This is a genomic window from Mangrovicella endophytica, assembly GCF_002893625.1.
Classification (GTDB): domain Bacteria; phylum Pseudomonadota; class Alphaproteobacteria; order Rhizobiales; family Rhizobiaceae; genus Mangrovicella; species Mangrovicella endophytica.
In genome coordinates this window covers 1,075,125-1,100,140 of the sequence record NZ_PKMZ01000001.1, presented here as the reverse complement: position 1 = coordinate 1,100,140, position 25,016 = coordinate 1,075,125, and the positions used below count along the sequence as shown (strand labels likewise).

Genomic DNA, 25,016 nt, shown 5'->3' with positions numbered 1-25,016 from the left:
CATGACGAGCCTGTCGACGACATCGAGCGCTGCTCAGGCACAACTGGGCATCCTGAACGCCCTGCCGCATCCTGTGATCGTGATCGACGCCGGGGGACACTTCGTCTTCGCCAACTCCGATGCCGAGCAGTTCTTCTCCTCCGGTGCGTCCTATCTGGCACGCCGACGCCTCAGCGACTTCGTGCCAGCCGATAGTCCGCTCTTCGCGCTAATCGACCAGGTGCGCGAGCAGCGCTCGCGCATCAGCGAATATCGTGTGGACCTGTCATCGCCGCGCCTCGGCGGCGAGCGGATCGTCGACCTCTACGTCTCGGCCATGCCGGAGCAGTCGGACGAGGTGGTGATCATGATCCAGCAGCGCTCCATCGCCGACAAGATGGACCGGCAGCTGACGCATCGCTCCGCGGCGCGCACGGTGACGGGCCTGGCGGCGATGCTGGCGCACGAGATCCGCAATCCCCTGTCGGGCATCAAGGGCGCCGCGCAGCTGCTGGAAACCGCGGCGAGCGACGAGGACCGCGTCCTGACGCGCCTCATCCAGGAGGAGAGCGACCGGATCGTCAAACTCGTCGACCGGATGGAAGTGTTCTCCGACCAGCGGCCGATCGAACGCTCAGGCGTCAACATCCATTCCGTGCTGGAACACGTGAAGACGCTGGCGCGCAGCGGCTTTGCCCGCGGCATCAAGATCACCGAGCTCTACGACCCCTCGCTCCCGCCGGTGTTCGGCAATCGCGACCAGCTGGTGCAGGTGTTCCTCAACCTGCTGAAGAACGCCAGCGAGGCCGTCGCCGGCCGTGAGGACGGCGAGATCCGCCTGTCGACCGCGTTCCGTCCGGGCGTTCGCCTGTCGGTGCCGGGCACCAAGACGCGTGTGACGCTGCCGCTGGAATTCCTCGTCGAGGACAATGGCGGCGGCGTGCCGGATGATATCCGCGAGAACATCTTCGACCCCTTCGTCACGACCAAGCCCAGCGGCTCGGGCCTGGGCCTCGCGCTGGTCGCCAAGATCATCGGCGACCATGGCGGCGTGATCGAATGCGAGTCGCAACCGGGTCACACGACCTTCCGCGTGCTGATGCCGGCCTGGCGAGATGCCACGGACGAAGCAGAGCGGCGGCGGGCTGGCCGCCATTACGGAAAGGACGCCTGATGCCGCCGCAGATTCTCGTTGCGGATGACGATGCCGCCATTCGCACGGTCATCTCGCAGGCGCTGATGCGGGCCGGCTATGAAGTGCGCGTCACGTCCAACATCGCGACCTTGTGGCGCTGGATCTCGGCGGGCGAGGGCGATCTCGTCATCACCGATGTACTGATGCCCGACGGCAATGCGTTCGATACGCTGCCGCGCATCAAGAATACGCGGCCGGACCTGCCGGTCGTCGTCATGAGCGCCCAGAACACCTTCATGACGGCCATCATGGCCTCGGAAAAGGGCGCCTACGATTACATCCCGAAGCCGTTCGACCTGACGGAGCTCGTCGCCATCGCACGACGGGCGCTGTCGGAGCCGCGGCCAAGCGCCAAGGCTGGTCCCGCCGACGACGCGCAGGACAACATGCCGCTCGTCGGCCGCTCGCCGGCCATGCAGGATATCTACCGCGCCCTGGCGCGGATGATGCAGACGGACCTGACGGTGACGATCACCGGCGAGTCCGGCACCGGCAAGGAGCTGGTGGCCCGGGCGCTGCACGATTATGGCCGCCGCCGGAAGGGTCCGTTCGTCGCCATCAACATGGCCGCCATCCCGCGCGACCTCATCGAGTCCGAGCTGTTCGGCCACGAGAAGGGCGCCTTCACAGGTGCTCAGTCACGCGCCAGCGGCCGCTTCGAACAGGCCGAGGGCGGCACACTGTTCCTCGACGAGATCGGCGACATGCCGATGGAAGCGCAGACGCGCCTCTTACGCGTGCTGCAGCAGGGCGAGTATACGGTGGTCGGCGGCCGCACGCCGATCGCGACCGACGTGCGCATCGTCGCGGCGACCAACAAGGATCTGCGCCAGCTCATCGGCCGCGGCCTGTTCCGCGAGGATCTCTTCTATCGGCTGAACGTCGTGCCGCTGCGCCTGCCGCCTTTGCGCGAGCGCATTGAGGATCTGCCGGACCTCGCCCGCCACTTCTTCGCGCAGGTGCAGAAGGACGGCCTGCCGCGCAAGACGCTGAGCCAAGGAGCGCTCAACGTGATGCGCCGCTATGCCTGGCCCGGCAATGTCCGCGAACTGGAGAACCTCGTCCGGCGCCTGTGCGCCCTGTATCCGCAGGACGAGATCTCCGCGGAGATCATCGAGCACGAGCTGAGCAGCGAGTCGGCGCGCAGTGCCGAGCCGGATCTGGAGCCGGGGCGGAAGATCGACCTCAGCGCCTCGGTGGAAAAGTATCTCGCCGACTATTTCACCTCGTTTGGCGACGATCTGCCGCCGCCGGGACTGCATACGCGCATCCTGCGCGAGGTGGAGTACCCGCTGATCGCGGCTGCCCTTGCGGCGACCCGCGGCAATCAGGTGAAGGCGGCCGATCTTCTCGGCGTCAACCGCAACACGCTGCGCAAGAAGATCCGCGACCTCGACATCTCGGTGGTGCGCTCGATCCGCTGATCTTTTCGCCATTCGTTGTATTTTGACCACATTCCGTTGCAAACTCGCAACGGAGGAGTCGAATCGATACGACGCATGACGAGCCAGCCGATCCACGCCGACACACCCGTTTCCCTGATGCCAGACCGGCGCCGCTTCATGCTGGTGCCGGGTGTCCTGGCCGTGGCCGGCGCGCTGGTCACCGGCGCCGTGTCGTTCGTGGTCCTGATGGGGCTCACGCCGATCGCGCCGACGGATACGGTTGTCTCGGTCGCGTCGATCGTCAACGGCGCCTTCGTGCTGCTTCTGTGTGGACTGATCGGCCGCGAAGTGCTGCGGATGGTCAGGGCACGTCGGCAGGGCAAGGCGGCTTCGCGCCTGCATGTGCGCATCGTCGTCCTGTTCTGCATCGTTGCGGCGCTGCCAGCGCTGCTCGTCGCCATTGTCGCCGGCATCACCCTGGATCTCGGCCTCGACCGCTGGTTTGAAATCCGAACGCGTACGATCGTCGATTCTTCGATCAGCGTCGCGCGGGCCTATGTGAACGAGAACGCCCGCAACCTGCAGGGCACGACCCTGTCGATGGCCTATGACCTCGACCAGCAGCGTCGGCTCTTCGACCTCGACCGCACCGGGTTCCAGAACGTCATGACGCAGCAGGCGAGGGGCCGCTCGCTGATCGGCGCGCAGCTCCTGCGCACCGACGGCACCCCGTTCCTCGCCGCGGAACTGCCGCTGGAGAAGCCGCTGCCGGTGCCGCCGGACGATGCGCTGCGGCAAGCGTCCGAGGGCACCTTCGTGCTGATCCCGCCGGGCGTCACCAATCTCGTCGGGGCCATCATCAAGCTGCGCGAGATCGACAACACCTATCTCTACACGGTGCGCGCGGTCGATCCCGAGGTGCTCGCGGCGCTGCGCCTGATGGAGGAGCGCTCGGCCGAATATTCCAGCCTGCAGGCGAACCGGTTCGGGCTGCAGGTGGCTTTCGCGCTGCTTTACCTCGGCATCACCCTGATCGTGCTTCTGTCGGCGATCTGGACCGGCATCGGCGTCGCCGATCGTCTGGTGCGGCCGATCCGCCTCTTGATCTCGGCCGCCGACGAGGTGAGCGAAGGCAATCTCGCCGTATCCGTGCCGGTGCGGATTTCGGACGGCGATGTCGGGTCGCTGTCGAACACCTTCAACAACATGATCCTGCAGCTGCGCAGCCAGCGCTCCGAGCTGATCGACGCCAAGGACGTGATCGATGAGCGTCGCCGCTTCACCGAAGCGGTTCTCTCCGGCGTCACCGTCGGGGTCATCGGTGTGGATTCCGATGGCATGATCAGCATCGTCAATCCATCCGCCGAGCGGATCCTGGCGGTCGATGCGCAGGCCGCGATGGGCCGCAAGCTGGCCGATCTCTTCCCGGCGCTCGCCAAGATCCACCGGGCGGCTGCGATCTCGCATCGGGCCGAGTATCAAGAAGAGATCAAGCTGCGCATCCGCGACCGCGAGCGCGTGCTGGCGGTGCGCATCACCTCCGAGGACGGAAGCGAGGGGGATCAGTCGAGCGTCGTCACCATCGACGACATCACCGACCTCGTCGATGCGCAGCGCTCCTCGGCCTGGGCAGACGTGGCCCGGCGCATCGCCCATGAAATCAAGAACCCGCTGACGCCGATCCAGCTGTCGGCCGAGCGCATCCGCCGCCGCTACGGCAAACTGATCGAGAACGACCGGGAGGTCTTCGACCGCTGCGTCGACACGATCACGCGCCAGGTGGCCGATATCGGCCGCATGGTCGATGAATTCTCCACCTTCGCGCGGATGCCGAAGCCGAAGATGGAGGCGCGCGACCTTCGCGAGGCGCTGCGCGAGGCCGTCTTCATGCGCGAGATGGGTGGGCATGGCATCGAGATCGTGGCCGACCTTGGTGAAGAGCCGCTAACCGGCTCCTTCGACATGCGCATGCTCGGGCAGGCCTTCGGCAATGTCGTCAAGAACGCCGTCGAGGCGCTCGAGGCGACCGATGTCGAGAACAAGCGCATCATCATCCGCGCGCGGGCGGTCGGCGAGGTCCATCGCATCGACGTGATCGACAATGGCCGCGGATTTCCGCGCGAGGATCGCGATCGGCTGCTCGAGCCCTATATGACGACGCGCGAGAAGGGCACCGGGCTCGGCCTCGCCATCGTGCGCAAGATCATCGAGGACCATGGCGGCACCATCGCCCTCGAGGATGCACCTGATCAGCCGCAGGGCGCGATGGTGCGCATCACACTACCGGCCTCGCTCGGCGAGGCCAGCGGACCGCATTTGAACGACGTGTCAGACAGAACGGGGACCACCGATGGCATCGGACATCCTGATCATCGATGACGAGACCGACATCCGTGATCTTGTGGCCGGCATCCTCGAAGACGAGGGGCATGAGACACGGACCGCGGGCAACTCGGATGCAGCGCTGCAGGCGATCGCGGATCGCGTGCCGCGGCTCGTCTTCCTGGACATCTGGCTACAGGGCAGCAGCCTCGACGGGTTGGACCTCCTCGACGTGATCAAGGCCCAGCACCCCGAGGTGCCGGTGGTGATGATTTCGGGTCACGGCAACATCGAGACGGCCGTTTCGGCGATCCGGCGCGGCGCCTACGACTATATCGAGAAGCCCTTCAAGGCGGACCGGCTGATCCTCGTCGCCGAGCGGGCGCTGGAGACCTCGAAGCTGAAGCGCGAGGTGTCGGAGCTGCGCCGCCGCTCGGCCGACTTCGCCGAGCTGATCGGCAAGTCGCACCCGATGAACCAGCTGCGCACCACGATCGAGCGCGTCGCGCCGACCAACAGCCGCGTGATGATCCTCGGGCCCTCCGGCTCCGGCAAGGAGATGGTGGCGCGCGCCATCCATGCGGCCTCGCCGCGCGCCGAGGGCCCATTCGTGGCGCTCAACGCCGCCGCGATCACGCCGGACCGCATGGAGGTCGAGCTGTTCGGCACCGACACGCCGCCGGGCGTCGAGCGCAAGGTGGGCGCCTTCGAGGAGGCCCATCGCGGCGTCCTCTATCTCGATGAAGTCGGCGACATGCCGCGCGAGACGCAGAACAAGATCCTGCGCGTGTTGACCGAGCAGACCTTCGAGCGCGTCGGCGGGACGAAGCGCGTCAAGGTGGACGTGCGGATCATCTCCTCGACCGCGCAGAACCTTGAATCGATGATCGCCGACGGTCTCTTCCGTGAGGATCTCTACCACCGGCTTGCAGTGGTGCCGATCGCGGTGCCGCCGCTGGCGGATCGGCGCGCCGACATTCCGCTGCTGATCGAGGCCTTCATGAAGCAGATCGGCGAGCAGACCGGCATCCGCCCGAAGGAGATCAGTGCCGAGGCGATGGCCGTGCTGCAGTCGAGCGACTGGCCCGGCAACATCCGGCAGCTGCGCAACAACGTCGAGCGGCTGATGATCCTGTCGCGTGAGGACGACAACGAGGCCATCTCGGCCGACATGCTGCCGCATGAGGTCGGTGACATGCTGCCGCGCACGCCAAGCCAGTCGAACGGCCAGATCCTCGCTCTGCCGCTGCGCGATGCGCGCGAGGTATTCGAGAAGGAGTATCTCGTCGCGCAGATCAATCGCTTCGGCGGCAACATTTCGCGAACGGCGGAGTTCGTCGGGATGGAGCGCTCGGCATTGCATCGCAAACTGAAGTCGCTCGGCATCTAGAGCCGGCTTCGGATCGTCTGCGTTTACATCGAAGCGGAAGCGGAAGCGGAAGCGGAAGCCGAAGCCGATCGCGACAGCTGGCGGCGGCATCGAAGCTGAGCCGGCGCTGTTGTTGGTCTCATCGTGGTCGGGCCAGCCAGTTGCCGGGCAGGGGGCAGAGTGCTAGCGCATCGTTTTGTGGATGTCCTTCAGAGGACCCGAACCATGCGGAGCGTCGGTCAATACGCCGCGAGCCGCCAACAAAAGCCGAAAAGGGCTGTTCAGCATGGCCGAGCGTACGCAGAACCTGCAGGATCTTTTCCTCAACACGGTCCGTAAGCAGAAGATCTCGCTCACCATCTTCCTCGTCAACGGCGTCAAGCTGACGGGCGTGGTGACCTCCTTCGACAATTTCTGCGTGCTTTTGCGCCGCGACGGGCACTCGCAGCTCGTCTACAAGCACGCTATCTCCACCATCATGCCGTCGCAGCCCGTGAACATGTACGAAGGCGGCGAGGAAGATAGGAACGCCTGATTGACGGAATTCGAAGCGTCGCGGCCCAGAGCCCCCATCGAGCATCGCACGGTCGCGACCCGGGCAGGGGTCTTCCTTCCGGTCCTGAAGCAGGGGCGCTCCTCCGACGAGAGCCCTGAGGCGACGCGCGGCGACGAGCAGCGGCTGACGGAGGCACTCGGCCTCGCGGCGGCCATCGACCTCGAGATCGTCGCCAGCGGCATCATCCCGACTGCGAAGGCGCGGCCGGCGACGCTGATCGGCTCTGGCAAGCTGGAGGAGTTGAAGGGGCTCGTTGCCGCCGAAGAGATCGGCCTCGTCATCTTCGATCATCCGCTGACGCCGGTGCAGCAGCGAAATCTTGAGAAGGAGCTCGGCGCCAAGGTGCTGGACCGCACCGGCCTGATCCTCGAGATCTTCGGCCGCCGCGCCCGCACCAAGGAAGGTCGGCTGCAGGTCGAACTCGCCCACCTCAACTATCAGCGTGGCCGGCTCGTCCGCTCCTGGACCCACCTCGAACGCCAGCGCGGCGGCGCCGGCTTCCTCGGTGGTCCCGGCGAGACGCAGATCGAGGCCGACCGCCGCCAGCTCCAGGAGCGTATCAAGCGGCTGGAGAAGGAGCTGGAGGCCGTGCGGCGCACCCGCACGCTCCATCGCGCCAAGCGCAAGAAGGCTCCGCATCCGGTGGTCGCGCTGGTCGGCTATACCAATGCCGGCAAGTCGACGCTGTTCAACGCCATCACAGGGGCGGGGGTGCTGGCGCAGGATCTCCTCTTCGCGACGCTCGATCCGACGCTGCGGCGCATCAGCCTACCGCACGGCACCGAGGCGATCCTCTCCGACACCGTGGGCTTCATCTCCGATCTGCCGACGCACCTCGTCGCCGCCTTCCGCGCGACGCTGGAAGAGGTGATCGAGGCGGAGCTGATCCTGCATGTCCGCGACATGGCCGATCCCGACGCGCTGGCGCAGGCGGCGGACGTGCGCAAGATCCTGACCGACCTCGACATCGACCCGGCCGACAGCGATCACGTCATCGAAGTCTGGAACAAGATCGACCGGCTCGATCCGGCGGCCCTGGAGCATCTGACGGCGGCGGCGCAGGCACGCGCGGACGGGCAGGCGGCCTTCCTGGTATCGGCCGTCACCGGCCAAGGGATCGACGCGCTGCTCGCCGAGATCGAGACTCGCATTGGCGGACATCTCACCACGGTGACGATCGAGCTGCCGGCCGACGCCATGACGCTGCTGCCGTGGATCTACGAGAACGCCTCGGTCAAGGCGCGCGAAGATACCGAGACCGGCACGGTTCGGCTAACGGCCGAGGTGACCTCACAGGCCTTGACGGAGCTGCGTCGCCAGGCGGAAGCGCTTCCCGGCTTATCGATCGATTGAGCACCTGAGGTCAGGCCGGCGGCGAGGGCGCATCAGCCGCGTTCCTTCGCCTCCACCCACAGCCGCTCCATCTCGTCCAGCGACGCATCCTTCAGGTTGCTGCCGGCGGCACACAGGCTGCGCTCGATATGGGCAAAGCGCGTGCGGAACTTCTGCACGCATCGCCGCAGTGCCGCCTCGGCGTCGACATCGTGGAAACGTGCGAGATTGACGATGCTGAAGAGCACGTCGCCGAGCTCGGCTTCCTTCGCATCAGCATCGCCGCTCTCCACGGCCTCGTCGAATTCCGCCAGTTCCTCGTGGATCTTCGCGAGGATCGGTGCCGCATCGTCCCAGTCGAACCCGACCGTCGCGGCGCGCTTCTGGACCTTCAGCGCCAGCGTCAACGCCGGGAAACCGCCGGGGACCTCGTCGAGCCATAGATGCTCACCCAATGCGGGTCCGGTGCCGGCAGCTCTCCCGTCCAGCCGGGCGCTGCTCCGCCGCAGCGCGGCTTTCTCGGCTTTTTCCTCGGCCTTGATGCGCTCCCACTGACCTTTGGCCGAGCGGGCGCTGCGCGCCGTCTCGTCGCCGAAGACATGCGGGTGGCGGCGGATCATCTTGCGCGTGATGGTCTCGACCACATCCTCGAAACCGAACAGACCGCGCTCAGCCGCGAGCTGCGCGTGGTAGACGACCTGGAGCAGCAGGTCGCCAAGCTCTTCACGCAGATCCGCCGCATCGTTGCGCTCGATCGCGTCGGCGACTTCATAGGCTTCCTCGACCGTGTACGGCGCGATCGTCGTAAAATCCTGCTCGAGATCCCAGGGGCAGCCAGTCTCGGGCGCGCGTAGCGCCGCCATGATCTCGATTAGTCGTTGAACGTCGCGGGCGGGCTGCATCTGGCATCTCCGGAATGTCTCCGGCGCTTATGCCAGCTTCCAGTGGTCGGCGGAACGGCCGCCGACCGGCCGTGGTCGGAGCACGGGCTCCTGGCGCCGGCGGGCAGGGTCTGGCGCCGATGGATGGACGGACGAGCTGCAGACGCGACGCCATATGCCGACGTCGATCCCGCCGCAGCCCATAGCGGGCGAAGCTTCAGCTCGTCGGCATCTACGAATTCGCGCAAACGTACACTCGGTCGGCTGAGGAAGCTGCCATCCAGGGGACCGGCGGATCCTTGCTGGAGCGCCGCCGACGATAGCGTTGCGAATCCGGCCCGGATCGCCACCGTGCCATTGGCGTAGATCTGCGGAGAAGGGACCACCGCAAGGCCACGAGCAGCCAAACGTCATCTACAGACCGGTAAATGAAAGTGGCATAAGATAGATTATGGAACTACAGCACTAGTGATGGTGCTGAAGAGATGGCCTGATCTAAGCCGTTGATCCTGCTGGACGTCCTTGTTGAGATCGTTGGCGACGGCACCTGCTCCAAGCGGCGTTCTGTGCTCGGTCCGGGCGCTTGGCCGGCTTGCGTCGAGTGGCATCGATGCTCGCACAATCGCCTCAGGGTCAGGCGTTCGACGCAGGCTGATGTGGCGCTTCTCGCGGCCTGTGGTGCGGCGTTCGTGGCGCGGCCGTCATTGCCGCTGGACCGCGATCGCCGCTGCGTGGTGTCATCGTAGAGATGCGCGGATGCGGACGTGGCTGCTTGGGGACGCTTGAAGCGTCGTGAGCCTCTGTCAGGGTCAGCTATGGCCCACAGCATGGACGATCTGGCCGCGACCCGGTGGCATCAAGGCGGACCGCGTTCTCAAGGACGCAGGTTTCCAATGCCTGTCGCTGAGTTCGGCTCGACAGAACCTGGCTTAGGCCGGCAGCTCGATCCTCAGCCCGTCATAGCCAGGGCGGATATGTGCCGGCAGCTCGGCCGCGACGCGGCCGTAGTCTAGTGGTGTGTGCATATGGGTCAGCGTCGCCGTCTCGGCGCCGAACCGCTCGATCCAGCGGAGCGCCTGGGCGAGCGACAGATGGCTTGGATGATCCCGGTACTGCAGCGCATCGATGACGATGTGGCGGGCGCCGCGGACGGCGTCCTGTGCGGCATCCGGGAAGTCGCTGACGTCGCTGCAGTAAGCGAATGGGCCGATCCGGAAGCCAAGCGAGTTGATCGAGCCGTGTACCTGCTGGAACGGCAGGAACTCGATTGGACCGCCGACGCCATCGATCGTGAACGCCTCGCCGGCCCGGATGCGCACGTCCTGCACGATCGGTGGATAAAAGCTGCCGTTCAGGGCGGCATAGCAGTAGTCATAGGCCTGCATCAGGCGCTCGGCCGTCACGGCATCGGCATGTACGGGTACCAGCGCGCGCTGCGTCAGGAAGTAGCCGCGCAGGTCATCAAAGCCGGCGATGTGGTCGGCATGGGCGTGGGTCATCACCACGGCGTCGAGATGCCTTACGCTCGCTGAGAGCATCTGCTCGCGGAAATCCGGGCCGCAATCGATGACGACCGTCGTCTTGGCGCCGGACGCGGCGATCCGCTCCACCAACGCCGAGGCCCGCCTGCGGCGATTGCGCGGCTCAGCGGGATCGCAGGCGCCCCAGTCGCCATTGAGGCGCGGTACGCCTGGCGAGGAGCCGCAGCCGAGGATGGTCAGGCGCAGGGTGTCCGCCATCAGGACGCAGCACCCTGGCGCGGATCCGCCGCCTTGCGGAAGAGCCGGAAGAAGTTGTCCGTGGTCGCCTGCGCGATGCCGTCGAGGTCGGTGCCCTTCACCTCGGCAAGGACGGTCGCCGTATGCGCGACATAGGCCGGCTCGTTACGCTTGCCGCGGTAGGGCGGCGGCGCGAGATAGGGCGCGTCCGTTTCCACCAGCAGCCGCTCCAGGGGCACGTCGGCCGCGATGGCGCGCAGCTCCTCGGAGCGCTTGAACGCGAGGATGCCGGAGAAGGAGACGTAGCCGCCGAGCGCCAGACCTGCCTCCGCCAGCGCCCGGCCGGAGGAGAAGCAGTGCAGGATGAAGGGGAAAGCCCCCTTCCCGGCTTCCTCCTCCAAAATTCGCGCCACGTCGTCATCGGCGTCGCGCGCATGGATCACCAGCGGCAGGCCTGTCTCGCGCGCGGCTTCGATATGGCGGCGGAAGACGCTTGCCTGCACGTCGCGCGGCGCGTTGTCGTAGAAGTAGTCGAGGCCCGCTTCGCCGATGGCGACGATGCGGGGATGCGCGCTGAGGCGCACCAGCTCCGCCGTGGAGACGTCGGCTTCCTCGGCGGCATTGTGCGGATGCGTTCCGACGGACGCATAGACGTTCGGATGCGCTTCGCTGATCGCCAGGAGCTGGTCCAGGCGTGCCACGCGCGTCGAGATCGTCACCATCATCTGCACGCCAGCGGCGCGCGCGCGCTCGATCAGAGCGGCGCGCTCGCCTTCAAAATCCGGAAAGTCCAGATGACAGTGGCTATCGACGAGAAAGAGAGACATCAGGCGGTAGGCTTCTTGCGTGGAGCGGCGGCGGCGAGCCGCATTGCCGCGGACATAGCGCGTCCAGCGGCCCGGAGCCACCCTGAACGAGAGGCGGCATTCGAGGCGACCTAACCCTGTCTCGGTTGCCAATGCTGGCTAGGCGGCGAACCTATGAGGCCATGGTGTCAGGGTTTGCAGTTTCGGCGCAGCCGGCGTGGCATCGATGCGCCGAGCCGTCCGGCGCGCCGAATCCACACGAAAGCAACGCGACGGTGGCTTCGAAACGCCGTTCGATCAGGCGGCCGGCTGCTCGGGCTCGACATAGCGCGGGAACACCGGCTGCGGCGCCGGCAGTGCCCGGCCCGGCTTCAGCGCAACGTCCGCGGTCAGCTCGTTGAAGCTGCGCTCCTCCGCGGGCACGCCGAGGATGTCGAGCAGCTTCTCCGCGCTTGCGGGCACGAAGGGCTGCAGCAGGATGGCGACGCGCCTCAGCACCTCGGCGGTGACGAACAGCACCGTTCCCATCCGCTCCGGATCGCTCTTCCGCAGCGCCCACGGCTCCTGCCCCGCAAAATAGCGGTTGGCATCGGCGACGACGGCGATCGCGGCGCCGAGGATCGCATGCAGCTCCTGCCGGTCGATCGCGTCGCGCGCCTTCTCCAGGAGCCCGCCGGCCGCGCCGAGGATCGCATTGTCGGCCTCGGTAAAGGCGCCCGGCTGCGGCACCGCCGCTCCGCAATGCTTGGCGATCATCGACAGCGAGCGCTGCGCCAGATTGCCGAGGTCGTTGGCGAGCTCGGAATTGGTGCGGTTGACGATCGCCTCGTGCGAATAGTTGCCGTCCTGGCCGAACGGCACCTCGCGCAGAAAGAAGTAGCGCAGCGGATCGAGCCCGTAGGTCTCGACCAGCGAAAACGGGTCGATGACGTTGCCGACCGACTTGGACATCTTCTCCCCGCGGTTGAACAGGAAGCCGTGCGCAAAGACGCGGCGCGGCAGCGGCAGCCCCGCCGACATCAGGAAGGCCGGCCAGTAGACGGCGTGGAAGCGCACGATGTCCTTGCCGATGATGTGGAGATCGGCCGGCCAGAAGCGGCTGCGCTCGCCCTCCTCGGGAAAGCCGGTGGCGGTCAGGTAGTTCGTCAGGGCATCGACCCAGACATACATCACGTGCCGCTCGTCACCGGGCACCGGAATGCCCCAGTCGAAGGTGGTGCGCGAGATGGAGAGGTCGCGCAGCCCGCTCTTCACGAAGGAGACGATCTCGTTGCGCCGCTCGGCCGGGCCGACGAAGTCCGGATTGCTCTCATAGAGGTCGAGCAGCCGGTCGCCGAAGGCGGACAGGCGGAAGAAGTAGCTCTCCTCCTCCACCCAATCCACAGGCGTGCCCTGCGGGCCGTAGCGCTTGCCGTCAGGCCGTTCCTCGGTTTCCTCCTCACCGTAATAGGCTTCGTCGCGCACCGAGTACCAGCCCGCGTAGGAGTCCTTGTAGATGTCGCCGGCGGCCAGCATGCGTTGCCAGATCGCCTGGCTGGCGACGCGGTGGCGCGGCTCGCTGGTGCGGATGAAGTCGTCCTGCGACCCGCCGAGGACGCTTGCCATCTTCTGGAACTCGGCCGCATTCGTGTCGGCGAGCTGACGCACGTCGACACCGAGCTTGCGGGCCGTCTGCAGCATCTTGATGCCGTGCTCGTCGGTTCCCGTCAGGAACATCACGTCGTAGCCGTCCAGCCGCTTGAACCGCGCGATCGCGTCGGTCGCGATCAGCTCGTAGGCGTGACCGATATGCGGACGCCCGTTCGGATAGGAGATTGCGGTGGTCAGGTAGAAGCGTTCGGCCATCGGGCTCATCTTGCAAGCGGAGGAGGCGTCGGACCAGCCGACCGTCTGCAGATAGAGCAAGCGTGTGGCCGGCTCAATGCATGACCGGCTGCGCGGGACAGAACTCAAGCGGAACGGAGCCCGGCGGCGCTGATCAGGGCTGAGCTCCTCTCAGGCGGCGAGAGGCCCTCCCCGCGCCTCCTCCAGCGCGGCGAAGAAGCTCAACACCACCTGCTTGCGGTCGAGATTATAGGCGAGCGCCTCGCGGAAGCGGCCGCTTTCGCGCTGCCAGAGACTGGCGAAGCGCGCAGCGCTGTCTGCGTCGCCGGCAGCGAGGCGCTTCTCCGCCTCCGCGGAAAGGAAGGCGAGAAGGCTCGCCAGCAGGAGGTCGTAGCTGTTCTCGCGCCCCCGCGCCGACAGGGCGTCGGCGAGTTCCTGCACGCCGTGCCAATCGGTGCGCGGCGCGTTCCAGAGCGCCGTCAGCCGCTGGTCGATCTCCAATCCGCCATGCGCAACCAGCGACAGCGCATCGCGCACGCTGCCCCCTGCCCGCTGAATGGCCGCCTTCATCTCGATCTCCCCGAGACCGGCGCCGGTTGCGGTCAGGGCAGCTGCTAGGTCGCCGTCGGCGAGCGGCTCGAAGCGCAGTAATCGGCAGCGCGATCGGATCGTCGGCAAGAGCCGGCCCGGCGCATGGCTGGTGATCAGGAAGATCGAGCGCTCCGGCGGTTCCTCCAGGATCTTCAAAAGCGCATTGGCGGCGCTGCGGTTGAGATCGTCGGCGGGATCGACGATGGCGATACGCCACCTGCCGGCTGCTGTGGTCGCCTGAAAGAAGCGGTTCAGCCGGCGGATGTCGTCGATGGTGATCTGCGTGCGAAAGCCGCCGCGGTCCGCCGGAGGCCGTGAGATGTGGATAAGGTTCGGGTGGCTGCCTTGGGCGATCTGACGCGCCTGGGCATCCTCCGGAGAGAAGGTCGGGCGGCCATCGCCGTCATCCAGACGCTCGACGCCCAGAAGCTGGCGGGCCATGGCGAAGGCCAGTGTCGCCTTCCCGACGCCACGCGGTCCCTGGAGCAGCCAGGCATGGTGCAGACGGTCGCTGCCCCTCGCCGTCTCGAAGGCCTCCCACTGCGCCTGCTGGCCGTAGAAGGTCAGCGTGGCAGCCGGCGGGGCGACGCCGTCGAGATCGTCGAATTGCGGCTGCAGCTCGCCGAGGTGCTCGCCAATCACGATGATTGCCGACGCATCGGCGCCGATTGCGCCGACAGGCTGCGTCCGAGGCGCTCCAGCCGGGCAGCCTGGAGGCGGTCCTCGACGATCATCGCCACCTCGTTGGCGATCTCCTCCGGTGCGCGGCGCGCATCGACGACGACGCAGCGCTCAGACTCCTTTGCGGCGATGGTGAGAAATGCCTGCCGCCGGGCCTCGTGCACGGAGACGTCCTGGCGCTCGTAGCGGTCGGCGCCGGCCGTGCCGCGGCGCGCTGCGGCGCGGGCAAGGCCGGTCTCCGCGTCGATATCGAGGATGATCGTCAGGTCAGGATAGGTGCCGCTGAGCGCCGCCCGCTCCAGCGCGGCAAGAAGGTCGTCGTCGATGGCCGGATCCAGCCCCTGATACACCCGCGTGGAATCGATGAACCGGTCGCAGACGACGATGGCGCCATCCTCCAGCGCCGGCGCGATAGCGGTGGTGACATGATCGCTGCGGGCTGCGGCAAACAGGATCGCCTCTAGATCGGGCCCGAGCGCCTCGACCGCGCCGGACAGGATGATGTGTCGCAGCGCGTCGGCCCCGGGGGAGCCGCCCGGCTCGCGTGTCGCCAGAACGTCATGGCCCTCGGACGCGAGCGCGGCGCGCAGGCGCTCGACCTGGGTCGACTTGCCGCTGCCCTCGCCGCCCTCGAAGGTGATGAAGTAGCCCTTCGGCCGGATGTCAGCCTCCCGTCGCATCAGAGCGTCCGTATCCAGCCGAAGGCAAGCTCCTGCGCCGCCCCAAGCGCGCGGTCGGCAAAGGTGCCCTGCTCGACCGTCTCGCCCGCGAAGAGATCCTCGGTGATGCTTGTCTTCCCGTCGACCTGGATCTCGACCCGCCCGATCTTGTCGCCGGTGCGGATGGGCGCCAGCAGCGGTCCATCATAGAAGATCCTCGCCTTCACCGTATCCGCCGCGGCGTTCGGCACGAAGGCGACCACCGGCAGTTTCGGGCGCAGCGACACGGATGATGCCGTCCCGCCGAAGACTTCGGCACGGCCGACCACCGTGCCAGGCTCGAACAGCACCTCGCGGCGGAAGTCGGTGGCCGCCCACTCCAGCAGGCGGCGCGACTCGGCGGCGCGCTCCTTGGCGCTGGCGAGCCCGCCGGTCGCAAGCAAGGTCACGCGGCCGTCCTTGCGGGTTACTCCGACGAGCGCATAGCCGTAGCCTTCGGAAAAGCCGATCTCCATGCCCTCCGCGCCGATATTCATGCCCAGCAATGGGTTACGGCTGCGCTGGAGTATCTTGTTCCACTCGAAGGAGGTCTCAGCGTAGATCTTATATTGGTCGGGATGGGCTTCCTCGATATGCCGGGCGAGGATCGCGAGGTCGCGCGCGGTGACGCGCTGCCCTTCGGCCGGAAGGCCGGTCGGATTGACGAAGTGCGAGCCCTTCATGCCGAGTTCGGCGGCGCGTGCATTCATCAGCCGCGCGAAGCCCTCCTCCGAGCCTGCCATGCCCTCGGCGATCGCGATTGCCGCATCATTGGCCGACTGGATCACGACACCGCGGATCAGCGCCTCAAGGGGTACCTGCGAGTTGACCTTGGCGAACATCGTGGAGGTGCCTGACGGCGCGCCGCCGGTGCGCCAGGCGTGGGTGCTGACCGCAAAGCTCTGGTCAAGGCGCAGCGAGCCCTTCTTCAGGGCCTCGAAGACGATCTCCATCGTCATCAACTTGGCGAGGGAGGCCGGGGGGAACGCCTCGTCGGCGTTCTTCTCGAACAGGATCGCGCCACTCTCGGCATCGACGAGGATGACCTGCTTGGCCGGCGTCTGCGACGGCGATGGCGTCGGAGCGGTCTCGGCCGCCGCGGGCAAGCTCGCAAGAACGAGCGCGACGCCGGCAAAGCCGGCGAGACGGGTGCGATTGACGAGCGAAGAGATCATGATGTCCGGCGATCGAGGCAGTCGGCCTGGGCACTGTATCGCAGCCCCGGCGGCGCAGGAACATGCAAGGCTGCCCTTCATGTCGCAGGCTTAACGGCCGAAACGCCCGGGCAGGAGCACAGCCCCCGCCGCCTTCCGATGGTCGTCTTCTGAACTGGAACGAGCGCTCAGTCGCGCAGCAGGAAGGCGTCCGCCGCACCCGCCTGCCAGATGCGGCGCAGCAGCGCGTCGGCATCGGCACCCGCCGCGACGTCGAAGGACAGCGAGGCCGGACCGCCGGCGCTATCGCGGTCTTCGACGAGGCGGCCTTGCCCGAGCAGCACGGCCTGAAGGCGCCGCATCGTCTCCGCGTCGCGGAGGCTGCCGATTTCGATCCGCTCCGGTCGGGCGGAGGGTGCGGCGGCTGCGATCGAATCGAGCGCTGCCGCGGCACCGGAATGGGACGCGGCGGCTGGAGCGTAGGAGGACAGGATCGAGCGCCGCGTCGGCAAAGGCACGCTGCCCGTGCGCATCCCGTCGATTGCCTCGAGCGGCCGCACGCCCGGAAGCGACATGTCGTTCGCAGCGATCAGCGACGATAAGGTGGCTGGAGCGGCCGCCGGCGCTTCGATGGAGGCAACCATCATCGTATCCGGTGTGCCCACAACGGTACCGCCGTCGCCGGGCTTGAAACTCGCCATCAGCGTCTTCGTATCGTCGCCTTCCAGCGGTGCCTTGCCGACATACTCGACCTTGATGTCGGCGATGCCGTCCTGCTTGAAGGCCAGCAGCTCCGCCGCTTCGGACGACAGGTCCATCATCCGGTCGGCGGCATAAGGCCCGCGGTCATTGACGCGGACGACGACCTGGTTGCCGTTGCTCAGATTGGTGACCCGCGCATAGGAAGGCAGCGGGAAGGTCGGATGAGCGGCCGACAGGCCGTACATGTCGTAGACTTCACCGTTGGCGGTCAGCCGGCCATGGAAATTCGACCCGTACCAGGAGGCCTTGCCACTTTTGACATAGCCGGGCTCTTCCTTCGGGTAGTACCACTTGCCCCGGACCTTGTAGGGCTTGCCGACCTGCTCGCGGCCCCCGCCCTTGCGCACGCGCTTCAGATCGGTGACCCGAGGGCTGACAGGAACGCCGAAGGTCTTGGAGCTGAAGGCGACGCTCGTATCGAGCACGGCCTTTTCGTCCGCGCTCGCCACGGCATCGGACTTGGACTGGCATCCGGCAAGAGCGGCGACGGCAGCAGCGGCAATCAGGACGGCAGTGGAATGCCTCGCCATCCGGAATGATGTCGCTTCTGCCATCGATGATCCCCTCAGCTCAGCCTTGCACGGCAGTTCAGATTTCCCCGCCGGAGAAGGCGCCGGCCCTTCGCCGTCCTTCCTCGGTGAGCGGAGCTAACAAGATGCTAACGCGCCCTGCAACCGCACGCGCCGGGCCGTGCGCGCCGCCACATGGCTGCCACATCCGTGACTTCCTGTTGACTGTTGCATCCGGGCGACAGGCAGCCTCGCGGTGATCTTGCGATGCACTCGCGCTTATCGCGCTGCGACAAACAAGTGGCGGCTATCACCCCGAAACAGCAGCAAAGGGCTAGGAATCAGCGCCTTGGCAGGCTGTCCATGGCTGGGGCTGAAGCGCTCCACTGGCCGTTCGCCGGGAAGCGCACCCAAGAGCCGGCCGGAGGCGGTCACCACATTTCGGACATGAAGCCGCCACGAAATAAAATCCGTTCACATTCTGTTACAAAGCGCGAGGTGGAGGCTTCAGGGCCGGCCGCAAAGCTCCTGACGGCGCATCGCCGGATTACGGATGTCACTCGTCCCCGACCATCTCCTGGATCCGGGCTGCCAGAACGGTCATGTCGAAGGGCTTGGTGACGACCTGCATGCTGCGATCGAGATGGCCATGGCTGAGTACCGCATTCTCGGCATAGCCAGTGACGAAGAGCACCTTCAAGTCCGGCCGGACTTCGCGCGCGGCATCTGCGACCTGACGGCCGTTCATCCCGTTCGGCAGCCCGACATCGGTGATCAGGAGGTCGAGGTGGATGTCGGAGCGCAGAATCTTCAGCGCCTGAACTCCGTCTTCGGCCTCCAGCGGGGCAAAACCGAGATCCTCGACGGCATCGACCAGAAGCATGCGAACCAGCGGCTCGTCGTCGACGACGAGGATCGTCTTGCCGCCGACGTCGCGGCGCTCGGCGCTCGGTTCATAGGGCGATTCGACCTGCTCCTCGCCATGGTGGCGCGGCAGGTACAGGCAAACCATCGTTCCCTGGCCGGCTTCCGAATAGATGCGCACCTGGCCGCCCGACTGGCGTGCGAAGCCATAGATCATCGACAGGCCGAGACCGGTCCCCATCCCGATGGGCTTGGTGGTGAAGAACGGGTCGAAGGCCTTGGCGATGACATCGGGCGTCATGCCGATCCCGTTGTCGGACACACACATGGAGACATACTGGCCGCGCGGCAGATCCCGCTCGCGAGCGGCTCGATCGTCGAGCCAGCGATTGCCAGTCTCGATGATGATCTTGCCGCCCTCCGGCATGGCATCGCGCGCGTTGATGCAGAGATTCAGGAGTGCGTTCTCAAGCTGGTTCGGATCGACGAGAGTGGCCCAGAGACCGCCTTTTGCTCCCGTCTCGACCGCGATCTGCGGGCCGACGGTGCGACGGATCAGATCCTCCATGCCGGAGACGAGGCGGTTGACGTCGGTCGGCCTTGGATCAAGCGTTTGGCGCCTCGAGAAGGCCAGCAGGCGGTGGGTCAAGGCAGCGGCGCGCTTGGCGGCGCCCTGCGCGCCGATGATGTAACGGTCGAGCTCGCCGATCCGCCCCTGCTGGATCCTTGATTGCATCAGGTCGAGCGATCCGGAGATGCCTGCCAAGAGATTGTTGAAGTCATGGGCGAGGCCGCCGGTGAGCTGACCGACCGCTTCCATCTTCTGTGACTGCCGCAGCGCCTCCTCCCCGCCATCAGCTCCGCCGTCTGGGCCGCCACCCGCTGTTCTAGCGTCTCGTTGAGGTTGCGCAGCATCTCGTTGACGCGGATGCGCTCCGCCTCGGCGGCGCGCCGTTCCTCGACATCGATCAGAACGCCGGGGAAGCGCAGCGGCGTGCCGTCCGGCCCGTGATCGACGCGGCCGTTCGCCTCCAGCCAGTAGTAGTTCCCGTCGGCCCGGCGCGTGCGGTACTGGTGCGCATAGGCCCCGCCCCGCTTGATGGCCTCGTCGATCGCGGCTGCCAAGCCGCCGCGATCCTCCGGATGCACGGTCTCGACGACCTGCGCGAGGCTGAGGCCATCGCGGCCGAGAGCCGGATCAAGACCGAAGGAGCGCGCGAAGGCTTCGTCAACGGTGAAGCGGTCACTTGGCAGATCCCACAGCCACGTGCCGATGATCGCACCAGCGGCGAGCGCGAGCTGCACGCGCTCGATATTCTCTCTGGCGAGCGACTCGCTGGCACGAAGAGCCGCCTCTGCCCGCTTGCGTGCCGTGATGTCGCGGAAGAGCACGGAGACCTGACGCAGGCTAGCCGGCTCGACGCGGGCGGCGGCAACCTCGATATGGCGCCCCGCCGCAACGAACTCCCGCTCGAAGCGGATCGGCTGACCCGTCTCCAGGACGCTGCCGTAAAGTTCGAGCCAACCGTCTGCCTCGTTCGGCGCGATCTCGCGCAGTCTCATGCCGATGATGCCGGGAATGCCGGTATGGCGCTCGTAGCCGGTATTGGCTTCGATATGGACGTAGTCGCTTAATGGCCCGTGCGGACCGTCAATGAACTCGATGATGCAGAAGCCGTCGTCGATCGCCTCGAACAGGGCGCGATAGCGAGCTCGGCTCTGTGCGAGAGCATCGAGATCGGAATGAGGCTCGACGGGATCGTGGCTGTTGATGTCCGGCATCTGCTTCTTCACGCATTGGATGAGAGCACCAGCCGGCTTAAGGGATCGCGCGGACCATGTCTTCGGTGCAATTGCAGACGATGCCTTTCAGCGGCCGATCAATATCCATCGATGGCGTTGGCTTGATGCCGGCAGCACGCTCGAGCGGAGTCGTTGATCACAGCTGAAACCGGAGCTTGTGGCGCCTTCAATTTGAGCGCTGATCCGGAGGTCAGACGCACCGTTGCCGGAGGCGCGGGGCCGCGAAGGCGGCGTAGCGGTCTGTGGCCGGGCAGCCGAAGCGAGGGGCGTCTAATTACGTAGCCGTGATGAGAAGCGGCTCGGCTCCACATTGATCTCGGCTGACCGCCGGCTAGTTGGAGACATTCCAAAGTGCGCGGCGGGGCTGGCAGGCTGCCGCCAGTGTGGAGGCCTCGATGATCGATCTATCCATCAACGGCGAAAGCCACAGCGTCGATGTTCCTGAGGACATGCCGCTGCTCTGGGTGCTGCGCGACGTGCTCGGCATGACCGGCACCAAGTTCGGCTGCGGTGTCGCCCAATGCGGCGCCTGCACCGTGCATGTCGATGGACAGGCGGTGCGCTCCTGCGTGACGCCGGCCTCGACGGTGGTCGGTTCCGAGGTCGTGACGATCGAGGGCGTTGGGGCGACGGCGCCGGGTGGACGCGTTCAGGCGGCCTGGCTGGAGCATCAGGTCGTGCAGTGCGGCTATTGCCAGAGCGGGCAGATCATGTCGGCGGCCGCCCTCCTGGGCTCCAACCCCGCCCCCGACGATGCGGCCATCGATGAGGCCATGTCGGGCAATATCTGTCGCTGCGGAACCTATCCGCGTATCCGCGCCGCGATCAAGACCGCGGCCAAGGCCTGACCGAGAGGAGACGGTTCCCATGGGCGATTCCCTCGCATCCGCGACCCGCGCCGCAGCTGCCTCAGCTTCTCCGCGGGCCGATCTTCGGCTCAGCCGCCGCGGCCTGCTCGGCGGCGGCCTCACCATTGCCTTCGCCTTTTCACCGCTCGGCCGCAAGGTCTGGGCGCATGGCGGCGAGCAACCAAGCCTTCATGCCATCGAGGGACAGGTCGAGGGCGGCGACACGGGAGATGCCTTCCAGGGCTTTGCACCCGGCGGCTTCGTGCGCATCGACCCGGCGGGCAAGATCTCGCTGCTGATCCCCAATATCGAGATGGGACAGGGCATCCACACGGCAGAGGCCATGTTGATCGCCGAGGAACTGGAGGTCGACCTCGACCAGGTCTCCGTCCTGCCGGCGCCTCCGAACGAGGACCTTTACAAGCAGCCGCTGCTTCAGTCGCAGACCACCGGCGGTTCCACCTCGATCCGCTCCACCTGGGTGCCGCTGCGCCAAGCAGGTGCGGCCGCCCGCACGATGCTCGTCCAGGCCGCGGCGCAGCGCTGGGGCGTCGAGGCAACGGAGTTGACGGTGGCGCGCGGGGTCGTTTCCGCGAATTCGGGTGGGCGGTCGGCGACCTATGCCGAACTCGTCGAGGACGCCGCCAAGCTGCCGATCCCGACCGACGTCCCCTTGAAGGACCCTGCCCGCTTCCGGCTCGTGGGGACGCCCGTGCCGCGCGTCGAAGGCCGCGGCAAGACGGATGGAACGGCGGTTTTCGGCATCGACGCCAAGGTCGAGGGCATGAAGATCGCCACGGTTTCGGCATCTCCGATCTTCGGAGGCAAGCTCGGCCGCGTCGATGAGGCGGCGGCGCGTGCGGTGCCGGGCGTGCGCGACGTCGTGAAACTCGACAACGCCGTGGCGGTGACCGGCGATCACTACTGGGCGGCGCGCCAGGGCGTCGACGCCCTTCAGATCGAATGGCAGGAGGGGCCGAATGCCGGCCTCACCACGGATACGATCTTCGCGGACCTGAAGGTTTCGTCAGAGACGGGCAAGCCGATTCTTGCCAAGCAGGAAGGACAGGCGCAGGCCGCCTTCGACGCCGCACCTAAAAAGGTCGAGGCGGTCTATCGACTGCCCTTCCTCGCGCACGCCACGATGGAGCCGATCAACTGCCTCGTGCACGTGCGCGACGGCGGATGCGAGATTTGGTGCGGCACACAGGTGCCCACCGCCGCGCAGGCGTTGGCCGCCAAGATCCTGAACATACCCGCCGAGAAGGTGATCCTCCACAACCACCTCATCGGCGGCGGTTTCGGCCGGCGGCTGGAGGCGGACTACGTCGCGCAGGCCGTCCAGATCGCGCGGCAGGTGGACTATCCCGTCAAGGTCGTCTGGTCGCGCGAGGAGGACTTCGCCCACGACCTCTATCGCCCGGCTTATTACGACCGGATCGCCGCGGGGCTCGGCGAGGACGGCATGCCGGTCGCGTGGATCGATCACGTCACCGGCGGCTCGGTGCTCGGCTCGTACCTGCCGACGGGCCTGCCGGACGGCACGCTCGACTCCGATGCGGTCGAGGGCGCTGCCGAGCCGCCTTACGGCTTCCCGACGCTGCTCGTCGATTGGGTGCGCAAGGACCCTCCGGTGCCGGTTTCCTGGTGGCGGGGCGTCGGGCCGACGCACAACATCTTCGTGGTCGAGAGCTTCATGGACGAACTGGCCCTTGCCGCAGGCAAGGATCCTGTCGAGTACCGGTCCATGCTTCTCGCCAACAATCCGCGCGCGGCCGGCGTCCTGAAGCTGGCAGCGGAGAAGGCCGGCTGGGATCCGGCGGCGAAGAAGGTCGCGGGCGAAGGGCGTGGCGTCGCGCTGCACGTCTCCTTCGGCAGCTACATCGCGGTCGTGCTCGACATCTCCGTTGCGCAGGATGGCGCGGTCAAGCTCAAGCGCGCGATCGCGGCGGTGGACTGCGGCCATGTCGTCAATCCGGACACGGTCCATGCACAGGTCGAGGGCGGCCTTCTCTTCGGCCTTTCCGCAGCACTCTACAACGGCATCGAGATCGAGAACGGGCGGGTCGTCCAGACGAGCTTCGAGGAGTACGGCCAGCTGCGGATGAACGAGAGCATCCCTGTCGAGGTGCACATCGTGCCGAGCACGGAAGATCCTGGCGGCATGGGCGAAACGGCCACGGTTTCGGCAGCGCCGGTACTTGGCAATGCGATCTTCGCCGCGACCGGCAAGCGGCTGCGCAGCTTGCCCTTTGTGCCGCAGCTCGCCGCCGAAACCTCGGGCTGATCGCGGCGGCACAGAGACGCGCACGCGCACGCGCTCCCTGAGGAGCCAGATGCCCAGCAGGGACGCCAGCAGAGCGTCCCTACAAGCCGCCCGGGTGGGCGGCTTGTTATGGCAGGCAAGGACCGACCTAAGAGGGGAGAAGAAAACGCTCGTCGAACCCGGGCCGGTAGAAGGGTCTACAGGCATCGGCATATTCGGTGAACATGAGCCGGTAGTCACGTCGCTCGACGGCAGTCAGAAGTTCGCCGTCGGGATAGAGATCAGGCCTTGCCCGATGGAGTTCATGGAGCGCCGTCAGCAGCAAGGCCCTCTGCTCACCCGAAATGCCGACGATGTTGGCCGCTCGCATCACCTCGATCAGCGGTGCCGGCAGGCTTCGGTTGGCGTCTTCTTGGCTTGCGACGATATCCATTCCGGCGGTGGACACCTTCAGCATCGAGAGGAAGTCTAGGAAGATGTTCTCGTCCGGCCATTGCTTCGGATCGTATGGCGCAAGCGTCACCTTCCACGGGTCCCTTATCCAAGGCCACAGGATTCGGTAGCTGGGATCGTAGGGAAGTTCCGCCTGAATGGGTAAGGTCCAGCCGTTCGTGCGGACAAGCTGATTATAAGCGGAGACGATAAGGTCGTCCGAGGCGCGGAGATAGGCGATGACCTCCGTCTCGAACCCTTCGATGCTGCGCGCAAAGGCTTCCATGTCAAACGGGCGCTCGAGGAACACCTCGGAACTCATGAGGTAGACCGGGCAACCTCTGCCCGCGATCTCCGTCAGGCTGTCCCGGAAGACGGTCGGCGAGTACGTCTCTCCCGGTCGAAAGTGGAAGACGCGGGACGAGTGATTCTTCTCGCCTTCCGGTGGGTCATACCAGACACCTTGCCTGCGAAGGCGCTCGCGGTTGGTGTGAAGAAGTCCCTGAAGGGCAGAGGTCCCCGTCTTGTGGACGCCGACGTGGAGTATGATCTTCATGCCAGACTGCTTTGAACCTCGGTGCGCATCAGGAAGCTGCCGTAGCGCGTCGCATCGGCCTCAGGCGCAAGTGTAAAGTGCCTTGTCTGGCGTCTCCCCTTCTGAGACCGTGCTACGGAGCTCCGTTCGGCACAACCGGTTTCAGGTTTTCAGCGAAGCCTTTGTACGCATCCTCGATCGGAACGGGCGTGGTAGGTGCAAAGACGCAGCTCCGGCGCATCCGCGTCCACAATCGTAAATACACTGCTGGGATGCTGGCCAAAGGGGCCATACCGCGGCGTCTCACTCGTCGAAGGTTGATCGGTATCGGCAGGCAGCGATCATAATGGGATCTGCTGATCGGCGCTGCCGAAAAGACGAGGAGCTTGAGCGTCTTACGCCGAGTTCCTGGCGGATGGGGTGGGATTTGAACCCACGAGACGGTTCCCCGCCTGCCGGTTTTCAAGACCGGTGCCATCAACCACTCGGCCACCCATCCGTGCTGT

17 protein-coding genes, 1 tRNA gene and 1 pseudogene are annotated in these 25,016 nt (G+C 66.3%); 8 read left to right on the top strand and 11 right to left on the bottom strand.

Annotated features, from left to right (window positions below; all coding sequences use genetic code 11):
* Position 1: 1 nt before the first annotated feature.
* The 6 genes from C0R46_RS05015 (at position 2) to hflX (ending at position 8,159) form a co-directional block, all read left to right on the top strand.
* Complete coding sequence (locus C0R46_RS05015; protein ID WP_102958429.1) at positions 2-1,153, top strand: two-component system sensor histidine kinase NtrB; 1,152 nt, start codon at positions 2-4, stop codon at positions 1,151-1,153.
* Positions 1,153-2,598 (top strand): nitrogen regulation protein NR(I), encoded by a 1,446-nt coding sequence (gene ntrC, locus C0R46_RS05010; RefSeq protein WP_102958428.1) that lies wholly within the window; start codon positions 1,153-1,155, stop codon positions 2,596-2,598. Before C0R46_RS05015 ends, ntrC begins: the two co-directional genes overlap by 1 nt.
* 75 nt (positions 2,599-2,673) lie before the next feature.
* Positions 2,674-4,938: a sensor histidine kinase NtrY-like gene (locus C0R46_RS05005; protein WP_102958427.1), complete on the top strand. Its 2,265-nt coding sequence runs from the start codon at positions 2,674-2,676 to the stop codon at positions 4,936-4,938.
* Positions 4,910-6,271, top strand: a complete 1,362-nt coding sequence (gene ntrX, locus C0R46_RS05000; protein WP_102958426.1) for a nitrogen assimilation response regulator NtrX — start codon at positions 4,910-4,912, stop codon at positions 6,269-6,271. The genes C0R46_RS05005 and ntrX overlap by 29 nt, the downstream gene beginning before the upstream one ends.
* Positions 6,272-6,536: 265 nt before the next feature.
* Positions 6,537-6,785: an RNA chaperone Hfq gene (gene hfq / locus C0R46_RS04995; protein WP_102958425.1), complete on the top strand. Its 249-nt coding sequence runs from the start codon at positions 6,537-6,539 to the stop codon at positions 6,783-6,785.
* Positions 6,786-8,159, top strand: coding sequence for a GTPase HflX (hflX, locus tag C0R46_RS04990; protein ID WP_245413406.1), 1,374 nt, complete (start codon positions 6,786-6,788; stop codon positions 8,157-8,159).
* Positions 8,160-8,191: 32 nt separating this feature from the next.
* Here hflX and mazG read toward each other — a convergent pair whose 3' ends face one another.
* The 9 genes and pseudogenes from mazG to C0R46_RS21060 form a co-directional block, all read right to left on the bottom strand.
* Positions 8,192-9,040 carry a nucleoside triphosphate pyrophosphohydrolase gene (gene mazG, locus C0R46_RS04985; RefSeq protein ID WP_102958424.1) on the bottom strand — a complete coding sequence of 283 codons (849 nt, stop codon included), beginning with the start codon at positions 9,038-9,040 and terminating at the stop codon, positions 8,192-8,194.
* Positions 9,041-9,948: 908 nt separating this feature from the next.
* Entirely contained in the window at positions 9,949-10,758 is an 810-nt protein-coding gene (locus C0R46_RS04980) for an MBL fold metallo-hydrolase (protein ID WP_102958423.1), read from the bottom strand.
* Entirely contained in the window at positions 10,758-11,564 is an 807-nt protein-coding gene (locus C0R46_RS04975; protein WP_102958620.1) for a TatD family hydrolase, read from the bottom strand. Before C0R46_RS04975 ends, C0R46_RS04980 begins: the two co-directional genes overlap by 1 nt.
* 276 nt (positions 11,565-11,840) lie before the next feature.
* The gene (metG, locus tag C0R46_RS04970; RefSeq protein WP_102958619.1) at positions 11,841-13,388 is read right to left on the bottom strand and encodes a methionine--tRNA ligase; all 1,548 of its coding nucleotides are present in this window, start codon (positions 13,386-13,388) and stop codon (positions 11,841-11,843) included.
* Positions 13,389-13,538: 150 nt separating this feature from the next.
* Positions 13,539-14,600, bottom strand: a complete 1,062-nt coding sequence (locus C0R46_RS04965; protein ID WP_245413405.1) for a DNA polymerase III subunit delta' — start codon at positions 14,598-14,600, stop codon at positions 13,539-13,541.
* The gene (tmk, locus tag C0R46_RS04960; protein ID WP_102958422.1) at positions 14,597-15,319 is read right to left on the bottom strand and encodes a dTMP kinase; all 723 of its coding nucleotides are present in this window, start codon (positions 15,317-15,319) and stop codon (positions 14,597-14,599) included. The genes C0R46_RS04965 and tmk overlap by 4 nt, the downstream gene beginning before the upstream one ends.
* On the bottom strand, positions 15,319-16,512 hold the full coding sequence (locus tag C0R46_RS04955) for a D-alanyl-D-alanine carboxypeptidase family protein (protein WP_102958421.1): 1,194 nt from the start codon (positions 16,510-16,512) through the stop codon (positions 15,319-15,321). Before C0R46_RS04955 ends, tmk begins: the two co-directional genes overlap by 1 nt.
* 167 nt (positions 16,513-16,679) lie before the next feature.
* Complete coding sequence (locus C0R46_RS21260) at positions 16,680-17,783, bottom strand: septal ring lytic transglycosylase RlpA family protein (RefSeq protein WP_157944560.1); 1,104 nt, start codon at positions 17,781-17,783, stop codon at positions 16,680-16,682.
* Between the two features lie 535 nt (positions 17,784-18,318).
* Positions 18,319-20,408, bottom strand: a pseudogene (locus tag C0R46_RS21060) (ATP-binding protein).
* Positions 20,409-20,824: 416 nt separating this feature from the next.
* Here C0R46_RS21060 and C0R46_RS04935 point away from each other — a divergent pair.
* Positions 20,825-21,277, top strand: coding sequence for a (2Fe-2S)-binding protein (locus C0R46_RS04935; protein ID WP_102958417.1), 453 nt, complete (start codon positions 20,825-20,827; stop codon positions 21,275-21,277).
* A 19-nt stretch (positions 21,278-21,296) separates the two neighbouring features.
* A complete protein-coding gene (locus C0R46_RS04930) occupies positions 21,297-23,564 on the top strand; it encodes a xanthine dehydrogenase family protein molybdopterin-binding subunit (RefSeq protein ID WP_102958416.1) in 2,268 nt (755 codons plus the stop codon).
* 127 nt (positions 23,565-23,691) lie between these two features.
* On the opposite strand, the gene C0R46_RS04925 is transcribed toward C0R46_RS04930, so the two are convergent.
* The gene (locus tag C0R46_RS04925; RefSeq protein ID WP_102958415.1) at positions 23,692-24,531 is read right to left on the bottom strand and encodes a hypothetical protein; all 840 of its coding nucleotides are present in this window, start codon (positions 24,529-24,531) and stop codon (positions 23,692-23,694) included.
* Between the two features lie 388 nt (positions 24,532-24,919).
* Positions 24,920-25,009, bottom strand: a tRNA-Ser gene (locus tag C0R46_RS04920).
* Positions 25,010-25,016 lie beyond the last annotated feature (7 nt).